This is a genomic window from Methylophaga sp. F7 (genome assembly GCF_056863975.1).
Map to the genome: position 1 here is coordinate 1,282,249 of NZ_CM166511.1, position 18,937 is coordinate 1,301,185.

Here is an 18,937-nt window from a genome sequence, read left to right on the forward strand (position 1 = left end):
CGGCCTTTCTTTTTTATAAATCAATAAATCGCATCGATAAGTCGACAGCCTGCAAATCTTTGGTTAATTGCCCCACAGAAATTCTATCAACACCTGTCTCAGCAATACTTCGTAGCGTCTCTTTATTAATACCACCAGAAGCTTCAAGAGCTACTTTACCCTGAGCAACCACAACAGCCTCGCGAAGCATCTCCAGTGAAAAATTATCCAGCAAAACAATATCCACAGCAGTATTGAGTACCTGATGTAATTCATCCATAGACTCGACTTCAACTTCAATTGACACATTTGGATGCAAAGCTTTGGCCTGAGCTACCGCTGCTGCAATTGAGCCCGCAGCAAGAATGTGATTTTCCTTAATCAATATGGCGTCATACAGCCCAAAGCGATGATTAACTCCGCCACCACAACGTACCGCATATTTCTGGCCAAGCCTTAATCCTGGAAGGGTTTTGCGGGTATCCAGCAGTTTAACCGGCAAGTCTTTGATGATGTCAGCATAAAGTTTGGTATGAGTAGCGGTACCGGAAAACGTCTGCAAAAAATTCATAGCGGTACGTTCGCCACTCAATAATGCCCGGGCATTACCGGAGAGTTCACATACCACCGCATTTTCCCGCAGCAAATCGGCATCGTTGAAGAACCAGTGGATTTGAATACTTGGATCCAGCTGCTTGAAGACTTCATTAAACCAGTCTTGCCCACATAGAACAGCATCCTGACGACTAATTAGTCTGGCTTTGGCTATCGCATTTTTTGGAATAAGATCTGCGGTGAGATCTTGTTGTCCAATATCCTCAAGTAGGGAGAGTTTGACTTGTGAGGTAATAAAATTTGCTGGAATGAAATTCTGAATCGTCATAGTGTTAGGGGTTCAATTTAAACAGACGATAGGGTAACTGTTAAAGCTCTGATAATCTATTCAGAAACCTATGTTGGAGAGATGAGTGATTATCGACAAGCAAAGTGGATGGCTGGATGCGGCGGAGATTTTACCCTCACCAAATTATGATGACCGTCCTGATGAGAGCGATATCAGCGGCATCATTATTCACAATATCAGTTTACCGCCTGGACAGTTCGGCGGAGGCTGGATTGCCGATCTTTTTCTAAACCAGCTTGACCCGAATGCACATCCTTATTTTGCAGAAATCGCGCATCTAAAAGTTTCATCGCATTTGTTGATAAGACGAGATGGATTGATGCAGCAGTTTGTGCCATTTCAAAAACGTGCATGGCATGCAGGGGTATCCTGCTGGGAAGGGCGTGAACGTTGTAATGACTTTACAATCGGTATTGAAATGGAAGGTGATGATGAAACGCCATTCACCGAAGATCAATATCAACAACTAGCAAATGTGAGCAAAGCTCTGCTTGCAGCCTATCCATTATTATCGAAAGAAAGAATTACCGGTCATGAGCATATCGCTCCTGGACGTAAAACTGATCCCGGGCCCTATTTTGATTGGGTCTATTTCAAACAATTATTGCAAGCATAAAAAAAGCCGCCAGGAGGCGGCTTTAGTCGATTTTAAATGATTATCACTGCGTGATCGCAATCAGCTCGATATCAAAAATCAAAGTTTCATTGGGGCCAATCATTTCACCGGCACCTTGTGGACCATAAGCCAGATTGCCTGGGATGACCACGCGCCATTTACCGCCTTCTTTCATCATCTGCAAGACTTCCTGCCAGCCTTGAATAACGCCATTCACTGGGAAGGTTGCTGGTTCACCACGCTGAATAGAGCTGTCAAATACAGTACCATCAATCAAAGTACCTTCGTAATGGGCGATGACTTTATCAGTTGCTTTTGGTGTTGCGCCATCACCTTCTTCAAGAATTTCATATTGCAGGCCGCTATCGGTTGTGACTACACCGTCTTTTTTAGCGTTTTCTGCCATATAGGCTTTAGACTCGGCTTGTTTTTTGTTCATCATTGCAGCCAGTTCTTGTGATTTTTTCTGCTGGTATTTACCAATGATTTCCTGCGCAGTTGCCTGATCCATCTGTGGTTGACGGCCAGCCATCATGTCGGCAACACCTGCACTGAATGCATCCATTTCAAGCTCTACACCTTCCATCATCATTTGTTGACCGACTTGTATGCCGAAGATATAGCTGAGTTTTTGTTGTTCGGTATCGAGGGTGGCGTTTTCTGCCATTACATTAGCTCCAAATAAAACGGGAAGGAAAGCGAGATATTTCAGTTTCATGTCTTATGACTCTCAAATTTTAAATAAAATAATTTAGCTTGCGTGCGTTAGAGATCTTATCAGCCGCGAAGTTCGCCATGCGATTGTCTCATATTTTTTCACAGCTTTCAGATTGAATAGCCGAGTAATACACTTGGTTATTCGTTCAAATGATACTATAATGGTATCAATTAGGAGGGCGTCAAATGTTACGCATGAGTAAATTGACTGATTACGGCATTGTGCTGATGAGTTACATAGCCGAGCACCGAAGCAAACAGCATAGTGCCCACATGCTATCTGATGCCGTGCATATGCCATTGCCGACGGTGCGAAAAATTTTAAAAGTGTTGTCAGCCGGAGGACTACTGACTTCAGAACGTGGCGCGCAGGGTGGATATACATTAAGTGGAGATCCCGCCAGTATTTCCGTCGCGCAGATTATTACCGCAATTGAAGGTCCTATCGCTTTAACGGAATGCGTAAGTACTGTTACGCATTGTGATCAGGAAACGCATTGCACCGTGCAGACAAACTGGAACCAAATCAATAATGCCGTATTTCACGCGCTGGATGAGGTCAAGTTAGCCGATATGCTGGCGCCAACAGTTTCAGCGCCGCGAACAGTTCAATTTTACCCGCCCAATTACAGGGCAAGAACAGTTACCTTACAGGATGGTGATCAACATGAATGATCAAACACAACAACTAGAAGCAATTACCCAGAAAGAATACAAAGCTGGCTTTTATACTGATATTGAATCAGACAGTTTGCCACCGGGTTTGAATGAAGATGTGGTTCGTCAGATCTCCCTTATTAAAGGTGAGCCGGAGTTCATGCTTGAATGGCGCCTGAAAGCCTTTCGCCATTGGTTAACGATGGAAACGCCGGAATGGGCACACGTCCATTATCCTGAAATCGACTATCAGTCAGTCAGTTATTATTCAGCTCCCAAGAAAAAAACTGATGGACCAAAAAGCCTGGATGAAGTTGATCCGGAACTATTGCGTACCTATGAAAAGCTGGGTGTACCATTAGACGAACGGGCGCGTTTGGCAGGGGTTGCAGTTGACGCGGTGTTTGATAGCGTTTCAGTCTCGAATACCTTTAAAGATAAACTGGCCGAGCAGGGCATCCTGTTTATGCCAATCTCAGAAGCCATTCATGAGCATCCTGAACTGGTCAAAAAATATCTGGGTAGTGTTGTTCCCTATAAAGATAACTATTACGCTGCATTGAACTGTGCTGTGTTTACCGATGGTTCTTTTGTCTATATCCCCAAAGGGGTGCGTTGTCCGATGGAACTCTCCACTTATTTCCGTATCAATGCGGCTAATACCGGACAGTTTGAACGGACGTTAATCATTGCTGATGATGACTCCTATGTGAGTTACCTGGAAGGGTGTACAGCGCCTATGCGTGATGAAAACCAGCTGCATGCGGCGGTAGTAGAACTGGTGGCACTGGATCGTGCAGAAATTAAATATTCCACTGTGCAGAACTGGTATCCCGGTGATGAAAACGGCAAAGGTGGTATTTATAACTTTGTAACAAAACGTGCAGCCTGTCGTGGTGAAAGTTCAAAAGTCTCCTGGACTCAGGTCGAAACTGGCTCAGCCATTACCTGGAAATATCCAAGTGTGATTTTGCAGGGGGATAATTCTGTAGGTGAATTTTACTCAGTGGCTGTTACCAATAATATGCAGCAGGCTGACACCGGAACCAAGATGATCCATCTGGGTAAAAACACCAGCTCGACCATTATCTCCAAAGGTATTTCGGCTGGTAGATCATCCAATGCCTACCGCGGTCTGGTTCGGATTGGACCCAATGCCGAGAATGCGCGTAACTACACGGAGTGTGATTCGTTACTGATGGGCGATAAATGTGCTGCGCATACCTTTCCGTATATTGAAGTGAAAAATCCGAGTGCTCAGGTTGAGCACGAAGCCTCTACTTCAAAAATCAGTGAAGATCAGCTGTTTTATTGCAAGCAGCGTGGCCTTGATGTGGAAGATTCTGTATCAATGATTGTCAACGGTTTCTGTAAACAGGTTATTCGTGAGCTGCCGATGGAATTTGCGGTTGAAGCTCAGAACCTGCTGGGCTTGTCGTTGGAAGGCTCGGTTGGTTAAACAGCGTTCACTTACATAACTACATGTTGGGCGGGTCAGGCCGCTTAACCTATAAAAAATGAATAGAGAATAATTATGAAAATGTTGGAAATAAAAAATTTACACGCATCAATTGAGGGCAAAGAAATTCTGCGTGGTATCAATCTGACGGTCAATGCTGGCGAAGTTCATGCCATCATGGGACCAAATGGTGCCGGTAAAAGCACCTTGTCAAATGTATTAACAGGTCGTGAAGGCTATGAAATCACCCAGGGTGAAGTCATATATAAAGGTCAAAACCTGCTGGAACTGGAACCTGAAGAGCGTGCCAGACGCGGCGTGTTTCTGGCTTTTCAGTATCCGGTAGAAATCCCCGGCGTCAGTAATATCTATCTGCTTAAAGCCGCATTAAATGCCATTCGTAAACATCAGGGTCTGGAAGAGCTTGATGCCATCGACTTCCTGACGCTGGTCCGCAGCAAAATGGCGTTGGTCAAGATGGACGAACAGTTTTTACACCGCAGTGTAAATGAAGGTTTCTCCGGCGGTGAGAAAAAACGTAATGAAATCCTGCAAATGGCCTTACTGGAGCCGCAACTGGCCATTATGGATGAAACCGATTCAGGCCTGGATATTGACGCTCTGAAAACCGTTTCTGAGGGGGTTAATGCCTTGCGTAGTCCTGAGCGTTCATTTGTGATGATTACCCATTATCAGCGGTTACTTGATTATATCGTTCCCGATTTTGTCCATGTGTTGTCTGAAGGTCGCATCGTAAAATCGGGTGATAAAGAATTGGCAAAAGAACTGGAAAAATCCGGCTATAGCTGGGTGCATGATGCACCAGAGCCGGAAGGGCAGCCTGCATGAAAGTATTAACAGACATTCATACCGATTTTTCTGCTGTTGCTAACAGCCGTGACATTATGGTGGCTGACAACGCACGTTGGAAAACCCTGCGTGAACAAGCTCAGCATCAGTTTGCACGAATGGGCTTACCCGGCAGAAAAGAAGAAGACTGGAAATACACCAGCCTGTGGCAGTTTGGTCAGGAACAGTTTGTTCATCAGGTATCCCAACCAGGATATGCTGATATTCATGAGCTGAAGCTGGTTGAAGATGCCTATCGTCTGGTGATTGTCGATGGTCGTGTGGATTTGACTGCATCATCCATTGACAGACTGCCTGATGGGCTTACCGTAACGCCATTATCTCAATCAATTGAGCGCGCCAGCGAATTTCTCAATCAACAAATCAGCATGGAAAAGCCAGGCTTTAATGCGATGAACACCATGTTGATGAATGAGGGGGTTTTCATAGAGGTAACTGAAAATACAAAGATTGATAAACCGATTGAATTAATCGTGGTAAACAGCGGCCATACGCAACATTACGCAATGCATCTGCGTCATGTCATTGTGCTTGGAAAAGACAGTCAGGCAACCTTTATTGAAACCTATGCTGGCAATGATAAAGCCAATGGTTTGACCGATGTAGTAACTGAAATAAGTCTGGCTGAAAATGCAGAATTATTTCATTACAAATTACAGCGTGAATCACTGGGGCATTATCATGTTGCCACTATGGCTGCCTCACAGGCTACTGACAGTAAATGGCATAACACCAATATTTCTCTAGGTGCAAAACTCGCCAGAAACGATGTACACAGCCAATTATTGGGAGAGCAATCCCATGTGACGATGAACGGTCTGTATCTGGTGACCGGAGAACAGCATGTAGATAATCACACTCGCATTGATCACAGCGTCCCAAATACCACCAGTGAAGAAGTTTACAAAGGTGTATTGGATGAACAAAGCCATGCGGTGTTTAACGGCAAAGTAATCGTTCATAAAGATGCCCAGAAAACCGATGCCAATCAAAGCAACCGCAATTTACTGTTGTCTCGTGGTTGTGAAATTGATACCAAACCGGAAATGGAAATCTATGCCGATGATGTCAAATGTGGACATGGTAGTGCAGTAGGTCAAATCAATGAAGATCAATTGTTTTTCCTGCGTAGCCGTGGTCTCGATGAAGTTAGTGCTCGTAGCTTGCTGACTTTTGCCTTTGCGGTTGACGTGATTGAACGCATTACCAATCAGGAACTCAAACAATCTATTACCCAGGTAATTGAAAAACGTTTACCTAAAGGTGGTGTGCATGAGTAATTTGAACATTAATACTATCCGTGCGGACTTTCCGATTCTGCATCAGGAGATTAATGGCTATCCATTGGTGTATCTGGATAATGCCGCCACCAGCCAGAAACCACGTCAGGTCATTGATGCCGTCAGTCATTATTATCTGCACGATAATGCCAATATTCATCGTGGTGTACATAAGTTAAGTCAACGTGCTACCGATTTATATGAAGCAGCCCGTGGCAAAGTTCGCCAATTTGTAAATGCCAACTCAGATAAAGAAATCATCTTTACCCGTGGAGCCACCGAAGCGATTAATCTGGTGGCGCAAAGCTTTGTCAGACCAAAGCTGCAAGCAAATGATGAAATACTGATCAGTCATTTGGAACATCACGCCAATATCGTGCCGTGGCAGATACTATGTGAACAGACTGGTGCCAAACTCAAAGTGATTCCGATGACTCAGACAGGTGAATTGGATTTAACGCAATTTGATACCATGCTGACTGAACGCACGAAGATTCTGGCTATCGGTCATGTCTCCAATGCACTGGGCACCATCAATCCAGTTAAAGCGATGACTGAAAAAGCCCACGCGAAAAATATTCCGGTATTAATCGATGGTGCACAGGCTGTGCCGCATATGACAGTCGATGTTCAGGATCTGAATTGTGATTTTTATGTGTTCTCCGGCCATAAGATGTTTGCACCCACTGGTATTGGTGCGTTGTATGGACGTGAAGATCTACTAAACGCCATGCCACCCTATCAAGGTGGTGGCGATATGATTCTTTCGGTAAGTTTTGAAAAAACCATCTATAACGAGCTGCCAGCCAAATTTGAAGCAGGTACACCAAATATCTCCGGTGTTATCGGTTTGGGTGCAGCGATTGATTATATGTGGCAGGTGGGGATCGATAATATCGCCGCCCAGGAACATCACTTGCTGGAGATAGCGACCCGCAAAATTGAGTCTTTGCCTGGTGTCAACATTATTGGTACCGCTGCCGAGAAAGCTGCAGTAATTTCTTTCATGATCGAAGGCGTTCATCCACACGATGTAGGCACTATTTTTGATCAACAAGGCGTTGCTATTCGCACCGGGCACCATTGTGCTCAACCGGTAATGGAGTTTTATGATATTCCGGCCACTGCACGTGCTTCATTTGCCTTCTATAACTCAGAAGAAGAAGTCGACGCATTAATTAACGCCATACAAAAGACACAGGAGCTTTTTGCCTGATGAGTGATTTAAGAGAGCTTTACCAGCAAGTGATCATGGATCACAACAAACGGCCACGTAATTTTCGTGAGATTGAGAAAGCCAATCATCTTGCGCATGGCAACAATCCGTTGTGTGGCGATAAGCTGGTGGTTTATCTCAAGCTTGATGGCGATAAGATTGATGATGTCAGTTTCAAAGGCAGCGGCTGTGCCATCTCCATGGCCTCTGCATCATTAATGACTGAAGCTTTGAAAGGCAAAACCATTGACGAAGCTCAGGCCATTTACGAGCAGGTACATAAATCCATGACCGGTGAAGAAACTGACCGAAACCTGCTGGGCAAACTGGAAGTGCTTAGTGGTGTTAAAGAGTTTCCGGCACGGGTAAAATGCGCGACTTTGTCCTGGCATACCGTGCACGCCGCGATAGACAGTGATCATGATATTTCGATTAGTACTGAGTAATTTATGAACGACAATCAGGTACAACCTTTTACCGCTGAAGATATAAAAGAAGATGTAATTGAGATGCTCAAAACCATCTTTGATCCCGAGATCCCGGTCAATATCTATGAGCTTGGATTGATCTATGAGATTGATGTGAGTGAATCCGGAAATGTGGTTATCCAAATGACGCTTACCGCACCGGGATGCCCCGTGGCACAGACGTTTCCCGGGGATGTAGAAAACAAAATCAGCAGCATTGACGGTGTGAACAAAGTGCATGTTGAACTGGTGTGGGATCCACCCTGGACTCGAGACCAAATGAGCGAAGCCGCTCAATTACAACTAGGTATGTTTTAAGTTTGTTTGGTTAACTTTGACAAGTAGAGAATTGTGGCAAAAAAAAACCGTGGATAGGTCTATCCACGGTTAAACAGATCGCATGACCAATCTGAAGAGGTAACAAACTTTAACACTACAGTTAGCAACTATTTCAGGGCTAAGCCCCGAGAGAATCTCATTAGCAAGCTGTTGGAGTTAATCATAGTCATCTTAGACGCCACCGCATATAGGAGGAATTCCTTTTATTCTTCTTATGTGTAGACTCGGTTTATCAATGTTAAACGGTGTAGTGAACTGATTTATTATTAAATTTAATTAGAATTAATAATTAAATATAAAAACAATTGCTTAAGTCCGTTTTTCTCTATTTTTATAGCGTCATTAACAAAATAAGGAAAATATCCTATATGGGATATTTTCCTCTTTGTCTACTATCCACTCACAGAAATCAAACTGAGCCGGATAATATGAACATTGCCACCACAAACTCTGCCGAATTACTCAAATTCAAACTCACTGACATGATCGATGATGTATTAGCACATGACGGCTACAGTGATATTCATATCGAAGTTAAGATTCTCAAGCGTGGCCAGAAAGAAGTCATATTACACTTTGGTAAGCAATATCGGTTTGTTATCGACATGCCAGTTAAAAGCACCTCGAAAGATACGGTAGGCTCGAATTGAATTGTTCATTGGGCAAGGAGCGGGTGCCTCTAACAAATACCTCAAATAAAAAATCACCTTTTTTTCCTTTGTGAATAATGATTGAAAAAGCCATTTAAGCTATTCACAGTAATTTTATTTCTCAGTTTACTCATTGAATTATATTGATAATGATGCTTTATCAGTTTAGCTTTTATGTTAATTAATAATAACTAAACACATAACATTAGTTTAAGGAGCAATGATTATTCTCATTCCATGTGATATCGAGAGCGCTATATGAGCTTAAGAGGCCTGATCAATAGTCGAATTATATTTTCGGTGATCATTATTATTCTTGTGGGGGGCTTGTTAACAATATGGCAAGCACGTCATTCAGTTGAACGTGAGGTAAATTCTTCGTTCAATCTGGCCCTGCAAATGATTGATTTGGGATTTAGCCATTTATCCCGAACTTCCATGACTGAATATGAATGGCTTCAGCAAATTAGTGCGATTCAACATACCCGTCATCTACATATAAGTCTTATTAATGAAGAGAATGAGGAAGTAGAATGGTTTGTATCTGATGATATAGATGAAGAGTTACCACCTCAATGGTTTCAACGAGCTGTTAAAACTACCTATCCATCTTCAAAATATGACATAAAACTTGCTGATGGCAGAGTAAAAAAAATTATTGTTCGAGCTGATCCGATGGATGAAATTGCTGAAGCCTGGGAGGAATCGGAAGCTTATTTCTGGTCAGTAATGACAATGGTCGCTGTAATATTTTTAGCCATTAATTTTGTATTCAATTCCATGCTACAAAATGTGCGGACGATTGTTGTTGGGCTTAGGCGTGTAGAGTCTGGACAATATGGACGTAAACTACCGCCCTTCAAAATCAGTGAATTCGATGCTATTGCCACAGAAATCAATCACTTGTCTGATGCTTTGAAAGTCGCCAAAGAGAATAATCAGGCGTTAGCCCGTCATACAATGCAGATTCAGGAATCCGAAAGACGAAACTTATCCCGCGAATTGCATGATGAAATGGGCCAATCGTTGACTGCTATAAAAGCCATGTCTACAGCGATTCGCCAGCCGGGTACGGATGTAGCAAAAATTTCCGATTCAATCGCTGAAATATGTAACCATTTGGCCGGCGTGGTTCGTTCCATGATGCGAACCTTGCATCCGTTAAGTCTTGCTGATTTAGGCTTGGGGGCAACGCTGACCGATCTTGTTAATGAGTGGCGTCGTAGGCATCCCGATCTGGTGATAAAACTGGATTATGATGACTGTCTGGATGATGTTTCACATGAATTGGCGATACATGTTTATCGAATTGCACAGGAATGTCTCACCAATGTAGTGCGTCATGCCAATGCCACTGAGGTAACATTACTGATTCGGCAGGAGGGCGAGCATACCTCTCCACGTGTAGTTATGCGGATCCATGATAACGGGCAAGGCGGTGAGACTTCCGGACATGGGTTCGGGGTATTGGCCATGCGAGAACGGGTTGAGAATATGGGAGGCCGTTTCAGATTCGAGTCTGAAGCAGGAAAAGGCGTTAATGTCAGTGTATGGATGCCAATCATAGAGAAAACAGAGAATGAATGATAAAAAGATAAGTGTATTGCTGGTAGATGATCACCAGGTGGTGAGAGCCGGATTCAGAATGTTACTGGATTCTCAACCATTTATTGGCGACATAGTGGATGTTGATCGTGGCGAAGTGGCCTGTCATGAATATGAACGCAAGCGTCCTGATGTGGTGGTAATGGATTTATCCATGCCCGGCATTGGAGGATTGGAAACCATTCGTCGTCTTAAAAAGCAGGATCCACAGGCCACTATACTGGTCTACAGCATTCATGATGAATCGATCTATGTCGAGCGTGCCATTCAGGCCGGTGCTAAAGGCTATGTGACTAAAAACAGTGCTGCAGAAGTACTGGCAGAAGCCGTGTTAGCGGTATCTCAGGGCAAACGTTATATTGAACAGGATATTTTGCCCAATATAGATGATTTCAAACATCCCAGTGATACGTTGCATTACGGTCAGGTGGTGGAGTTGTTATCGCCAAGAGAGTTTGATGTGTTTTGTCTGACGGCTAAAGGGATGACTGCACATGAAGTCGCTGCAGAATTACATTTAGGCTATAAAACAGTGGCGAACTACAACACACAGATTAAAAATAAACTGAATGTAAACACCACGGCAGATCTGGCGAATATTGCCGTTGTATTAGGTATTATTAAACATTAACCTTAATTGCTATCCAGTTGATAACTAATAGTTAATTTAAAAGTATTGCAAGCCTCTTGAATTTTTTTTGACACATCCCAATCTTGCTGATCAGAAGACAGTATTCGTCTTCATGATGAACTTGTTATGGAGGTGTTTTTATGGCTATTCAACGTTATAGACCTTACAGTCTGCTTGATAATCTGCAGCGTGAAATGTCGACGCTATTCCAGTCACCGGCCGCTGAAACCAACTTCAGTGAAGAGGATTGGACACCAGCAGTTGATATTCAGGAAAACGCAGAGAGTTTCATTATTCACGCTGATTTGCCCGGCGTTAAAGCCGCTGATATTGAAGTGACAGCCGAAAATGGTCTGTTGACCATTAAAGGTGTGCGTGACAGTAAAAAAATTGAAGAAAAGGATAATTACAAACGTATTGAACGCTTCAGTGGCAGTTTTATGCGGCGTTTCACCCTACCGGAAACCGCTGATGTAGATAACATCAATGCCGCTTCACGGGATGGGGTGTTGGAGTTGACGATTCCTAAAATGCCACAGCTTCAACCCAAACGCATTGAGGTGAATGTTCAGCAGTAAAATCAAATTAAAGCCCCGGAAAGTTATTTTCCGGGGCTTTTTTGTATACAGGAAAAATTCCCAATATAATGATAACCGGGTTAGGGGTTAGCTAATCAATTCAAAAAGATAACCAACATTGCTCTTGCGGGTAGAGAATGGAAGCAGGTTTTTATATTTAAGGAGCAATACTATGAAACATACAGCTACATTATTAACAGCTGCAGTCACAATGTCTTTATCTTCAATGGCATTGGCTGATAACGACAACTATGATCTTGACGATATCCGTGAATGGAAACTGGTCAAAATGGAAACGTGTATGGATGCTGCTTTGGATACCATTCCTGGCAATGTTCGTAAACTTGAAATGAAAATGGAAGGTGATGACCCAGTATATGAGTTTGATATTGAAGCTTCGGCAAATGGCAGTACCTACAATGTCGAATGTAATGCTGAAGAAGGTTTTGTCACCGAAGTCGAGCGTGAAGTAGAAGCAAATGATCCTACATTCCAGAAATACGCCAAAATTGAAGAATCAGCAGCTCGTCAAACGGCTTTGGATTTCATTCCGGGCGAAGTAGTTTCCAATGAATATGAAATCGGTTACGAAGGTTCGGTCACTTATGAATTTGATATCGTGAATGAACATGGCCGCGAATATAAAGTAGATGTAAATGCCGTAACTGGTGAAATTGAAGAAGCCAATTTAGAGTTGTATGAAATTGGTATGGAAAAAGAACTGAAACAATAAAATCAGTCTTGGTAACACTAAAAAGCCGGCTATCATGCCGGCTTTTTTTATGTGTTTTACATCAGGTCTTTTTTGAGTGCTTAGTTCACGGTTCAAAGATTATTTAACCCGCATTCCCGGTTTTGCTCCTTCATCGGGGTTTAGGATAAACAAGTCCTTACCACCAGGGCCTGCGGCCAGCACCATGCCTTCTGATAAACCGAAGCGCATTTTACGTGGGGCCAGATTTGCGACCATCACGGTTAATTTACCGACCAGATCTTCAGGTGCATAAGCAGATTTGATGCCTGCAAATACCTGTTTTTCAGCCAGTCCGATATCCAACGTCAGTTTCAGCAGTTTTTCAGCACCTTCGACATGTTCGGCATTAACAATTTTGGCGATGCGTAAGTCAATTTTGGCAAAATCATCAAACTGAATTTCTTCGGCAATCGGATCAATATTTTCAGCTGTTTTGGTGGGGGCAGCTGTTGCAGCCATATTCTCTTTGGACTCTTCAATAATAGCGTCAATTTTGTCCTGTTCGACCCGAGTCATTAAAGGTTTGAACGGTTCAATAGTATGACCTAATAATGGTTGACCAATATCAGCCCACTGCAATGGACTAATTTTTAAGAAAACTTCAGCTTGTTCAGCCGTTCGTGGTAATACAGGTTTGAGGTAAGCAATCAAAACACGAAACATATTGATGCCCATACTACAAACGGCTTGTACTTCTGCGTCTTTGCCTTCTTCTTTCGCCAGCACCCAGGGTTTTTGTTCATCAATATACTGATTGGCTTTGTCTGCCAACGCCATGATTTCGCGCATTGCCTGAGCAAATTCGCGATTGTCATAACGTCTGGCAATCGACTCAGATTGATCGGTGAATGCGTTAAATAATGCTTCATCAGTCAATGAGTCACTTAATTTTCCATCAAAGCGTTTATTGATAAAACCGGCACAGCGGCTGGCAATATTCACAACCTTGCCAACCAGATCTGAATTAATGCGACTCTGGAAATCTTCCAGGCTCAAATCGATATCTTCAATAGTGTTATTCAGCTTGGCAGCAAAGTAATAACGCAGATATTCCGGATTCAGATGATTCAGATAAGTGCGGGCCTTGATAAAAGTGCCACGCGACTTGGACATTTTTTTACCATCAACGGTAAGAAAGCCATGCGCATACACACGGTTTGGTAATCTGAAACCGGCACCCTTAAGCATGGCCGGCCAGAACAGCGCATGGAAATAGATAATATCCTTGCCGATAAAGTGCACCATTTCAGTCGGGCTGTCGGCACGCATAAATTCATTAAAATCCACACCGGTGCGATCACAGTAGTTTTTGAAGCTGGCTAAATAGCCAATCGGAGCATCCAGCCACACATAGAAAAACTTGTTTGGCGCATCCGGTATCTCAAAACCAAAGTAGGGTGCATCACGTGAGATATCCCAATCCTGCAGACCGCTGTCAAACCATTCACCGAGTTTGCGTCCTACTTCAGCCTGTAAATGGTCGCCCTGAGTCCATTCACGCAGCATTGGTTCAAAATTACCTAGTTTGAAGAAATAGTGCTTAGACTCTTTAGTGATGGGAGTAGCGCCAGAAACGGCTGATACAGGGTTTTTTAATTCGGTTGGATCATATGTGGCACCGCAAACTTCACAGCTATCACCATATTGATCGGCTGCACCACATTTGGGGCATTCACCGCGGATAAAACGATCCGGTAAGAACATTTCTTTTTCTGGATCGTAGGCCTGACTGATGGTACGACTTTCGATATGTCCGGCATCACGATTTGCCAGATAAATCTGGCTGGCCAGTTGGCGGTTTTCTTCGCTGTGTGTGCTGTGATAGTTATCAAAACCAATCGCAAACTCGGCAAAATCCGCCTGATGTTCCTTGCTGATGTCGGCAATTAATTGTTCCGGGGTAATGCCCTCATTCTGTGCGCGCAACATAATTGGCGTGCCATGGGCATCATCGGCACATACATAATGACATTCGTGGCCCCGCATCTTTTGAAAACGTACCCAGATATCTGTCTGAATATATTCAACTAGATGTCCCAAATGGACAGAACCGTTGGCATAGGGAAGTGCGCTGGTGACCAGAATCTTTCGTTGCATAAATAAACCGGAATTAAGCCGTTAGAAAACCGTCAAAGATAACAGATTAACTAGGGTCTGTTAATCTTTCATGGCCACCATGAAAGGCTAACAAACCTTATCAGACTCTATTTTGAATAATGTGGCATGGTTGCGTTGAAAAGCCATGCCAATTGCTTTAGATTGAGGCTATATCTGCCGTGACGGCAAATCCTAGTAGCAAGAGAGCGCGATGGACCTGAATTTACATGATATACATGCCGAGTCAATTGAACTGGCTCTGGACCGTGCGCGACAATATCGCTCATTACTTGAGCCCGAAATTGCGGAAAGCATCTGCCTGGATATTCTCAATATCGAGCCTGAAAATCAGGCGGCTTTGGTGGTTTACATACTTGCGTTAACTGATCAGATCAGTATCAGTGGCAGTCAGTCGCCGTTTCAGGATATTGAAACGGCTATCAGCAAGCTGTCCAGTGAATACAAACAGACCTATTACACCGGTATTGTGCTGGAACGTCGTGCCAGATTTATGCTCACTCAACCCATGTCCCGTGCATTTGCCTATGATTATTTTATTAAGGCGCTGGAATGTTACCAGCAGGCAGAGCAAATGCGTCCAGATCATAATGATGAAGCCATTCTGCGCTGGAACAGCTGTGTGCGAACCATTCAGCGTGAAAAACTTGAACCGCTGTCAGAGACCGATCAAATTGTAATGAGTCGGGAAAGCTGATGGCACTGTTGCAAGTTAAAAAGCGCCTGATGGCGATGGCCGGTCTGGTGCTGACCGCATATCTGATTTTTCATATGCTCACTAATCTGAGCTTTTTCAGTCCCGAGCAATACCAGGCGTTTTACGATTTTTATAATCAACCACTGATTCGCTGGCCTTTATGGCTATTAGTGGCAGCATCATTGGTGTTTCATGTCATTGTCGCGGTGCAAATTCGATTGCACAACAGCAAGGCCAGGGTTCAGGCTTATCAGCACCGGCAACACCATTTCATTCCCGCATGGCTGGTATCCATCGTTATTACGCTGATTTTGCTGTTTATTGTCTGGCATATGGCGCAAATGTGGTCATTTGGCGGTGCTGATATTTACACGCAGACACTCACGTTATTCAGTTCAGTATGGCAATTGCTGATTTACCTTGGGGGCGTGTTGTTAATTGGACTGCACCTGCAACACTCATTGACCAATGTATTACAAACACTGGGCAAAACTTCAAAACAGTTTTACTGGATTAGCACTGCCATTGTCGTTTTACTAGTGGTGGGATTTGCTATTGTCCCGATTCTGGCCTATTGGAAAGCATAAATGACTGAAGAACAACCATTAGACAGCTTTTCCCCAAAAGGTCCATTGGAACAACGTTGGACTCAGCATAAATACAATCTGCGGGTAGTCAGTCCGGCTAATCGAAAACGATATCGAGTAATTGTGGTCGGCACCGGTCTGGCTGGTGCTTCTGCTGCAGCATCATTGGCAGAAATGGGTTATCAGGTGAAAACCTTCTGCTATCAGGACAGTCCTCGCCGAGCGCATAGTATTGCTGCTCAGGGGGGATTAACGCCGCTAAGAATTACCATAATGATGGTGACAGTGTCTGGCGTCTGTTTTACGACATGATCAAAGGTGGCGATTTTCGTGCCCGCGAATCCAATGTATTCCGACTGGCAGAACTGAGCACGTCGATTATTGATCAGGCTGTAGCGCAAGGGGTGCCGTTTGCCCGTGAATACAGCGGCTATCTTGCCAATCGTTCGTTTGGTGGAGCGCAGGTATCCAGAACCTTTTATGCACGAGGTCAAACCGGTCAGCAGTTATTACTCGGTGCTTATCAGGCGATGAGCCGGCAGGTAGCTGAAGGGCATATTGAGCATTTTTCCCGCTGTGAAATGCACGATTTAATCAAAATTGACGGCAAGGCCAAAGGTATCGTGGTCAGGGATTTATTGACCGGTGAATTAAGTTCACATCTGGCGGACTGTGTGGTGCTCTGCACAGGTGGTTATGGTAATGCCTTTTACCTGTCGACCAATGCCAAGGGCTGTAATACCTCTGCTATCTGGCGAGCACATAAGCATGGAGCATTATTTGCCAATCCCTGTTTTACCCAGATTCATCCCACCTGTATTCCACAACATGGTGAATTGCAATCCAAGCTGACCTTGATGAGTGAATCTTTACGTAACGATGGCCGCATCTGGGCACCCAAAAATCCGGCAGACTGTGGTCGTGACCCGCGTGAAATTCCGGAACAGGATCGGGACTATTTTCTGGAACGCATGTATCCGGCCTTTGGCAATCTGGTACCACGCGATATTGCTTCGCGGGCGGTCAAACATATTTGTGATGATGGCCGTGGTGTCGGTCATGAAATTAATGGGCAGAAGCTGGGGGTCTATCTGGATTTTGCCGATGCCATTAAAGAACAGGGTGCTGACGTAATCAATGAAAAATACGGCAATCTGTTTGATATGTATCAGCGAATTACTTCTGAAGACCCAACTCAACAGCCGATGCGAATATATCCTGCCGTGCATTACACCATGGGAGGATTGTGGGTGGACTATAATCTGATGACCTCTGTAGATGGATTGTTTGCCGGCGGCGAAGCCAACTTTTCCGATCATGGTGCCAATCGACTTGGAGCCAGTGCATTGATGCAGGGGTTGGCAGATGGCTATTTTATTCTACCAACCACGGTGTCCGATTATCTTGCTCGACAAACACCATTGGAAGATAAAGATTATCCAGAAGTGCAGCAGGCCATGAACTATTCGCAATCGCGACTGGACAGACTGTTGAATGCGCCTGAACCAAAACAGACGCCAGACTATTTTCATCGTCGTCTGGGCAAGATTTTATGGGATCACTGCGGCATGGCACGCAATGAATTTGACTTGAAACAGGCCATTGAAGATATCCAGCAACTGCGTGAACAATTCTGGCGGGAAATCAAAGTCAGTGGCAATGACAAACAGCTTAATCAGACGCTGGAAAGAGCCGGTCGGGTTGCCGATTTTATGGAACTTGGCGAATTAATGTGTATTGATGCATTAAGCCGTGAAGAGTCGTGTGGTTGCCATGCTCGGGTCGAACATTTAACCGCTAACGGTGAAGTACAACGACACGACAACGATTTTGGTTTTGTTTCTGCCTGGCAGTTCACCGGTGATGTGGTTCAGCCGAAGCTGGTAAAAGAACCGCTGCATTTCGATTTTGTCAGTCCTGGGATTCGCAACTACCAATGAAATTTATCCTGCATATATGGCGTCAGGCCAATCCCCAAGCCAAAGGTTTTTTTGAAAAACATGAATTGGAAGTGGAAGCTGAATCTTCTTTTCTGGAAATGCTTGATGCCCTCAATGAGCGTCTGATCACTCTTGGTAAAGAAGCTATTGTTTTTGATCATGACTGTCGTGAAGGCATTTGTGGCAGTTGTAGTCTGGTGATTAATGGCGAACCTCATGGTCGGCACCGGGCGACGACCACCTGTCAGCAATATATGCGTGACTATCAGGATCAAAACGAATTATGGATTGAGCCCTGGCGGGCAACGGCATTTCCGGTGATTAAAGATTTGATGGTCGATCGCAGTGCGTTTGATCGTATTATTCAGGCGGGTGGTTATATACCGGTAAGAACCGGTGCAGCACCAGAGGCCAATACCCAGCCAGTGGCCAAGCCGGTAGCAGATAAAGCCTTTGATGCAGCTACCTGTATTGGCTGTGGCGCCTGCGTTGCGGTTTGTCCGAATGCATCAGCAACGTTATTTATTGCTGCTAAGGTCAGTCACTTGAGTAGCTTGCCGCAGGGACAACTAGACCATAAACGACCGGCTAAAATGCTGGCAAAAATGGAAGCTGAAGGGTTTGGCAGTTGCAGTAATTACCGTGAATGTGAACGTGTCTGCCCCAAACAGATTCGAACTGACACCATTGTGACGATGAATAAATTGTTATATCAAAGCTAGGGCTTGTTGAGCTTTCATCTCCGCCTTGTTGGACGAAAAAATAGCCGCCAGCAGTAATGGCTAGCAAAGATTAATATACTTGGGTTCATAACATTTCCATCTCCTTACAGACCAGACGTTTCTGATTGGTCTGATAACATATTGCAGAATTATC

The 18,937-nt window shown here is 44.1% G+C and carries 21 protein-coding genes; 18 read left to right on the plus strand and 3 right to left on the minus strand.

The features are described from left to right. Positions 1 to 13: 13 nt before the first annotated feature. Positions 14 to 862, minus strand: a complete 849-nt coding sequence (nadC, locus tag AC08OG_RS06710) for a carboxylating nicotinate-nucleotide diphosphorylase (RefSeq protein WP_292355899.1) — start codon at positions 860 to 862, stop codon at positions 14 to 16. Between the two features lie 85 nt (positions 863 to 947). Between nadC and ampD the strand changes: the two genes are divergently transcribed. Next, entirely contained in the window at positions 948 to 1,499 is a 552-nt protein-coding gene (ampD, locus tag AC08OG_RS06715; protein WP_292355897.1) for a 1,6-anhydro-N-acetylmuramyl-L-alanine amidase AmpD, read from the plus strand. Between the two features lie 43 nt (positions 1,500 to 1,542). Here the strand turns inward: ampD and bamJ are convergent, their stop codons facing one another. Continuing rightward, a complete protein-coding gene (gene bamJ / locus AC08OG_RS06720; protein WP_292355895.1) occupies positions 1,543 to 2,166 on the minus strand; it encodes a BamJ family beta-barrel-assembly machinery protein in 624 nt (207 codons plus the stop codon). Between the two features lie 236 nt (positions 2,167 to 2,402). Here bamJ and AC08OG_RS06725 point away from each other — a divergent pair, with 236 nt between their 5' ends. The 12 genes from AC08OG_RS06725 to AC08OG_RS06780 all read left to right on the plus strand — a co-directional run bounded on the left by AC08OG_RS06725 (position 2,403) and on the right by AC08OG_RS06780 (position 12,701). Further along, positions 2,403 to 2,891: an SUF system Fe-S cluster assembly regulator gene (locus tag AC08OG_RS06725; RefSeq protein ID WP_292355893.1), complete on the plus strand. Its 489-nt coding sequence runs from the start codon at positions 2,403 to 2,405 to the stop codon at positions 2,889 to 2,891. Further along, positions 2,884 to 4,332, plus strand: coding sequence for a Fe-S cluster assembly protein SufB (gene sufB, locus AC08OG_RS06730; RefSeq protein WP_292355891.1), 1,449 nt, complete (start codon positions 2,884 to 2,886; stop codon positions 4,330 to 4,332). The genes AC08OG_RS06725 and sufB overlap by 8 nt, the downstream gene beginning before the upstream one ends. 81 nt (positions 4,333 to 4,413) lie before the next feature. Then, complete coding sequence (gene sufC, locus AC08OG_RS06735) at positions 4,414 to 5,181, plus strand: Fe-S cluster assembly ATPase SufC (protein WP_292355889.1); 768 nt, start codon at positions 4,414 to 4,416, stop codon at positions 5,179 to 5,181. Further along, positions 5,178 to 6,482 carry a Fe-S cluster assembly protein SufD gene (sufD, locus tag AC08OG_RS06740; RefSeq protein WP_292355887.1) on the plus strand — a complete coding sequence of 435 codons (1,305 nt, stop codon included), beginning with the start codon at positions 5,178 to 5,180 and terminating at the stop codon, positions 6,480 to 6,482. The genes sufC and sufD overlap by 4 nt, the downstream gene beginning before the upstream one ends. Continuing rightward, on the plus strand, positions 6,475 to 7,698 hold the full coding sequence (locus AC08OG_RS06745; protein ID WP_292355885.1) for a cysteine desulfurase: 1,224 nt from the start codon (positions 6,475 to 6,477) through the stop codon (positions 7,696 to 7,698). The genes sufD and AC08OG_RS06745 overlap by 8 nt, the downstream gene beginning before the upstream one ends. After that, complete coding sequence (gene sufU / locus AC08OG_RS06750; protein WP_292355884.1) at positions 7,698 to 8,144, plus strand: Fe-S cluster assembly sulfur transfer protein SufU; 447 nt, start codon at positions 7,698 to 7,700, stop codon at positions 8,142 to 8,144. The genes AC08OG_RS06745 and sufU overlap by 1 nt, the downstream gene beginning before the upstream one ends. A 3-nt stretch (positions 8,145 to 8,147) precedes the next feature. Beyond that, the gene (locus tag AC08OG_RS06755) at positions 8,148 to 8,483 is read left to right on the plus strand and encodes an SUF system Fe-S cluster assembly protein (protein ID WP_292355882.1); all 336 of its coding nucleotides are present in this window, start codon (positions 8,148 to 8,150) and stop codon (positions 8,481 to 8,483) included. Between the two features lie 449 nt (positions 8,484 to 8,932). Next, positions 8,933 to 9,154, plus strand: a complete 222-nt coding sequence (locus tag AC08OG_RS06760) for a hypothetical protein (protein WP_292355879.1) — start codon at positions 8,933 to 8,935, stop codon at positions 9,152 to 9,154. A 258-nt stretch (positions 9,155 to 9,412) separates the two neighbouring features. Beyond that, positions 9,413 to 10,741: a histidine kinase gene (locus AC08OG_RS06765; protein ID WP_292355877.1), complete on the plus strand. Its 1,329-nt coding sequence runs from the start codon at positions 9,413 to 9,415 to the stop codon at positions 10,739 to 10,741. Next, positions 10,734 to 11,390, plus strand: coding sequence for a response regulator (locus tag AC08OG_RS06770; RefSeq protein ID WP_292355875.1), 657 nt, complete (start codon positions 10,734 to 10,736; stop codon positions 11,388 to 11,390). The genes AC08OG_RS06765 and AC08OG_RS06770 overlap by 8 nt, the downstream gene beginning before the upstream one ends. 140 nt (positions 11,391 to 11,530) lie before the next feature. Continuing rightward, positions 11,531 to 11,968, plus strand: a complete 438-nt coding sequence (locus AC08OG_RS06775) for an Hsp20/alpha crystallin family protein (protein WP_292355873.1) — start codon at positions 11,531 to 11,533, stop codon at positions 11,966 to 11,968. 172 nt (positions 11,969 to 12,140) lie between these two features. Further along, on the plus strand, positions 12,141 to 12,701 hold the full coding sequence (locus AC08OG_RS06780; RefSeq protein WP_292355871.1) for a PepSY domain-containing protein: 561 nt from the start codon (positions 12,141 to 12,143) through the stop codon (positions 12,699 to 12,701). Between the two features lie 99 nt (positions 12,702 to 12,800). On the opposite strand, the gene metG is transcribed toward AC08OG_RS06780, so the two are convergent. Beyond that, complete coding sequence (gene metG, locus AC08OG_RS06785; protein WP_292355869.1) at positions 12,801 to 14,819, minus strand: methionine--tRNA ligase; 2,019 nt, start codon at positions 14,817 to 14,819, stop codon at positions 12,801 to 12,803. Positions 14,820 to 15,030: 211 nt separating this feature from the next. Between metG and AC08OG_RS06790 the strand changes: the two genes are divergently transcribed. From AC08OG_RS06790 to AC08OG_RS06810, 5 genes are read left to right on the plus strand one after another with little or no spacing between them, the layout of a single operon-like run. After that, positions 15,031 to 15,534: a hypothetical protein gene (locus AC08OG_RS06790; RefSeq protein ID WP_292355867.1), complete on the plus strand. Its 504-nt coding sequence runs from the start codon at positions 15,031 to 15,033 to the stop codon at positions 15,532 to 15,534. Further along, on the plus strand, positions 15,534 to 16,121 hold the full coding sequence (locus tag AC08OG_RS06795; RefSeq protein WP_292355864.1) for a succinate dehydrogenase/fumarate reductase transmembrane subunit: 588 nt from the start codon (positions 15,534 to 15,536) through the stop codon (positions 16,119 to 16,121). The genes AC08OG_RS06790 and AC08OG_RS06795 overlap by 1 nt, the downstream gene beginning before the upstream one ends. After that, entirely contained in the window at positions 16,122 to 16,433 is a 312-nt protein-coding gene (locus AC08OG_RS06800; RefSeq protein WP_482930415.1) for an FAD-binding protein, read from the plus strand. Further along, complete coding sequence (locus AC08OG_RS06805; protein ID WP_482930529.1) at positions 16,370 to 18,061, plus strand: fumarate reductase/succinate dehydrogenase flavoprotein subunit; 1,692 nt, start codon at positions 16,370 to 16,372, stop codon at positions 18,059 to 18,061. Before AC08OG_RS06800 ends, AC08OG_RS06805 begins: the two co-directional genes overlap by 64 nt. Next, positions 18,058 to 18,783, plus strand: coding sequence for a succinate dehydrogenase/fumarate reductase iron-sulfur subunit (locus tag AC08OG_RS06810; protein WP_292355861.1), 726 nt, complete (start codon positions 18,058 to 18,060; stop codon positions 18,781 to 18,783). Before AC08OG_RS06805 ends, AC08OG_RS06810 begins: the two co-directional genes overlap by 4 nt. Positions 18,784 to 18,937 lie beyond the last annotated feature (154 nt).

What these genes read in the sequence shown, in the direction of transcription:
- nadC (WP_292355899.1), bottom strand. Translation starts at nt 862, where the DNA reads ATGACGATTCAGAATTTCATTCCAGCAAATTTTATTACCTCACAAGTC.
- bamJ (WP_292355895.1), bottom strand. Translation starts at nt 2,166, where the DNA reads ATGGCAGAAAACGCCACCCTCGATACCGAACAACAAAAACTCAGCTAT.
- AC08OG_RS06725 (WP_292355893.1), top strand. Translation starts at nt 2,403, where the DNA reads ATGTTACGCATGAGTAAATTGACTGATTACGGCATTGTGCTGATGAGT.
- sufB (WP_292355891.1), top strand. Translation starts at nt 2,884, where the DNA reads ATGAATGATCAAACACAACAACTAGAAGCAATTACCCAGAAAGAATAC.
- sufC (WP_292355889.1), top strand. Translation starts at nt 4,414, where the DNA reads ATGTTGGAAATAAAAAATTTACACGCATCAATTGAGGGCAAAGAAATT.
- sufD (WP_292355887.1), top strand. Translation starts at nt 5,178, where the DNA reads ATGAAAGTATTAACAGACATTCATACCGATTTTTCTGCTGTTGCTAAC.
- AC08OG_RS06745 (WP_292355885.1), top strand. Translation starts at nt 6,475, where the DNA reads ATGAGTAATTTGAACATTAATACTATCCGTGCGGACTTTCCGATTCTG.
- sufU (WP_292355884.1), top strand. Translation starts at nt 7,698, where the DNA reads ATGAGTGATTTAAGAGAGCTTTACCAGCAAGTGATCATGGATCACAAC.
- AC08OG_RS06755 (WP_292355882.1), top strand. Translation starts at nt 8,148, where the DNA reads ATGAACGACAATCAGGTACAACCTTTTACCGCTGAAGATATAAAAGAA.
- AC08OG_RS06760 (WP_292355879.1), top strand. Translation starts at nt 8,933, where the DNA reads ATGAACATTGCCACCACAAACTCTGCCGAATTACTCAAATTCAAACTC.
- AC08OG_RS06765 (WP_292355877.1), top strand. Translation starts at nt 9,413, where the DNA reads ATGAGCTTAAGAGGCCTGATCAATAGTCGAATTATATTTTCGGTGATC.
- AC08OG_RS06770 (WP_292355875.1), top strand. Translation starts at nt 10,734, where the DNA reads ATGAATGATAAAAAGATAAGTGTATTGCTGGTAGATGATCACCAGGTG.
- AC08OG_RS06775 (WP_292355873.1), top strand. Translation starts at nt 11,531, where the DNA reads ATGGCTATTCAACGTTATAGACCTTACAGTCTGCTTGATAATCTGCAG.
- AC08OG_RS06780 (WP_292355871.1), top strand. Translation starts at nt 12,141, where the DNA reads ATGAAACATACAGCTACATTATTAACAGCTGCAGTCACAATGTCTTTA.
- metG (WP_292355869.1), bottom strand. Translation starts at nt 14,819, where the DNA reads ATGCAACGAAAGATTCTGGTCACCAGCGCACTTCCCTATGCCAACGGT.
- AC08OG_RS06790 (WP_292355867.1), top strand. Translation starts at nt 15,031, where the DNA reads ATGGACCTGAATTTACATGATATACATGCCGAGTCAATTGAACTGGCT.
- AC08OG_RS06795 (WP_292355864.1), top strand. Translation starts at nt 15,534, where the DNA reads ATGGCACTGTTGCAAGTTAAAAAGCGCCTGATGGCGATGGCCGGTCTG.
- AC08OG_RS06800 (WP_482930415.1), top strand. Translation starts at nt 16,122, where the DNA reads ATGACTGAAGAACAACCATTAGACAGCTTTTCCCCAAAAGGTCCATTG.
- AC08OG_RS06810 (WP_292355861.1), top strand. Translation starts at nt 18,058, where the DNA reads ATGAAATTTATCCTGCATATATGGCGTCAGGCCAATCCCCAAGCCAAA.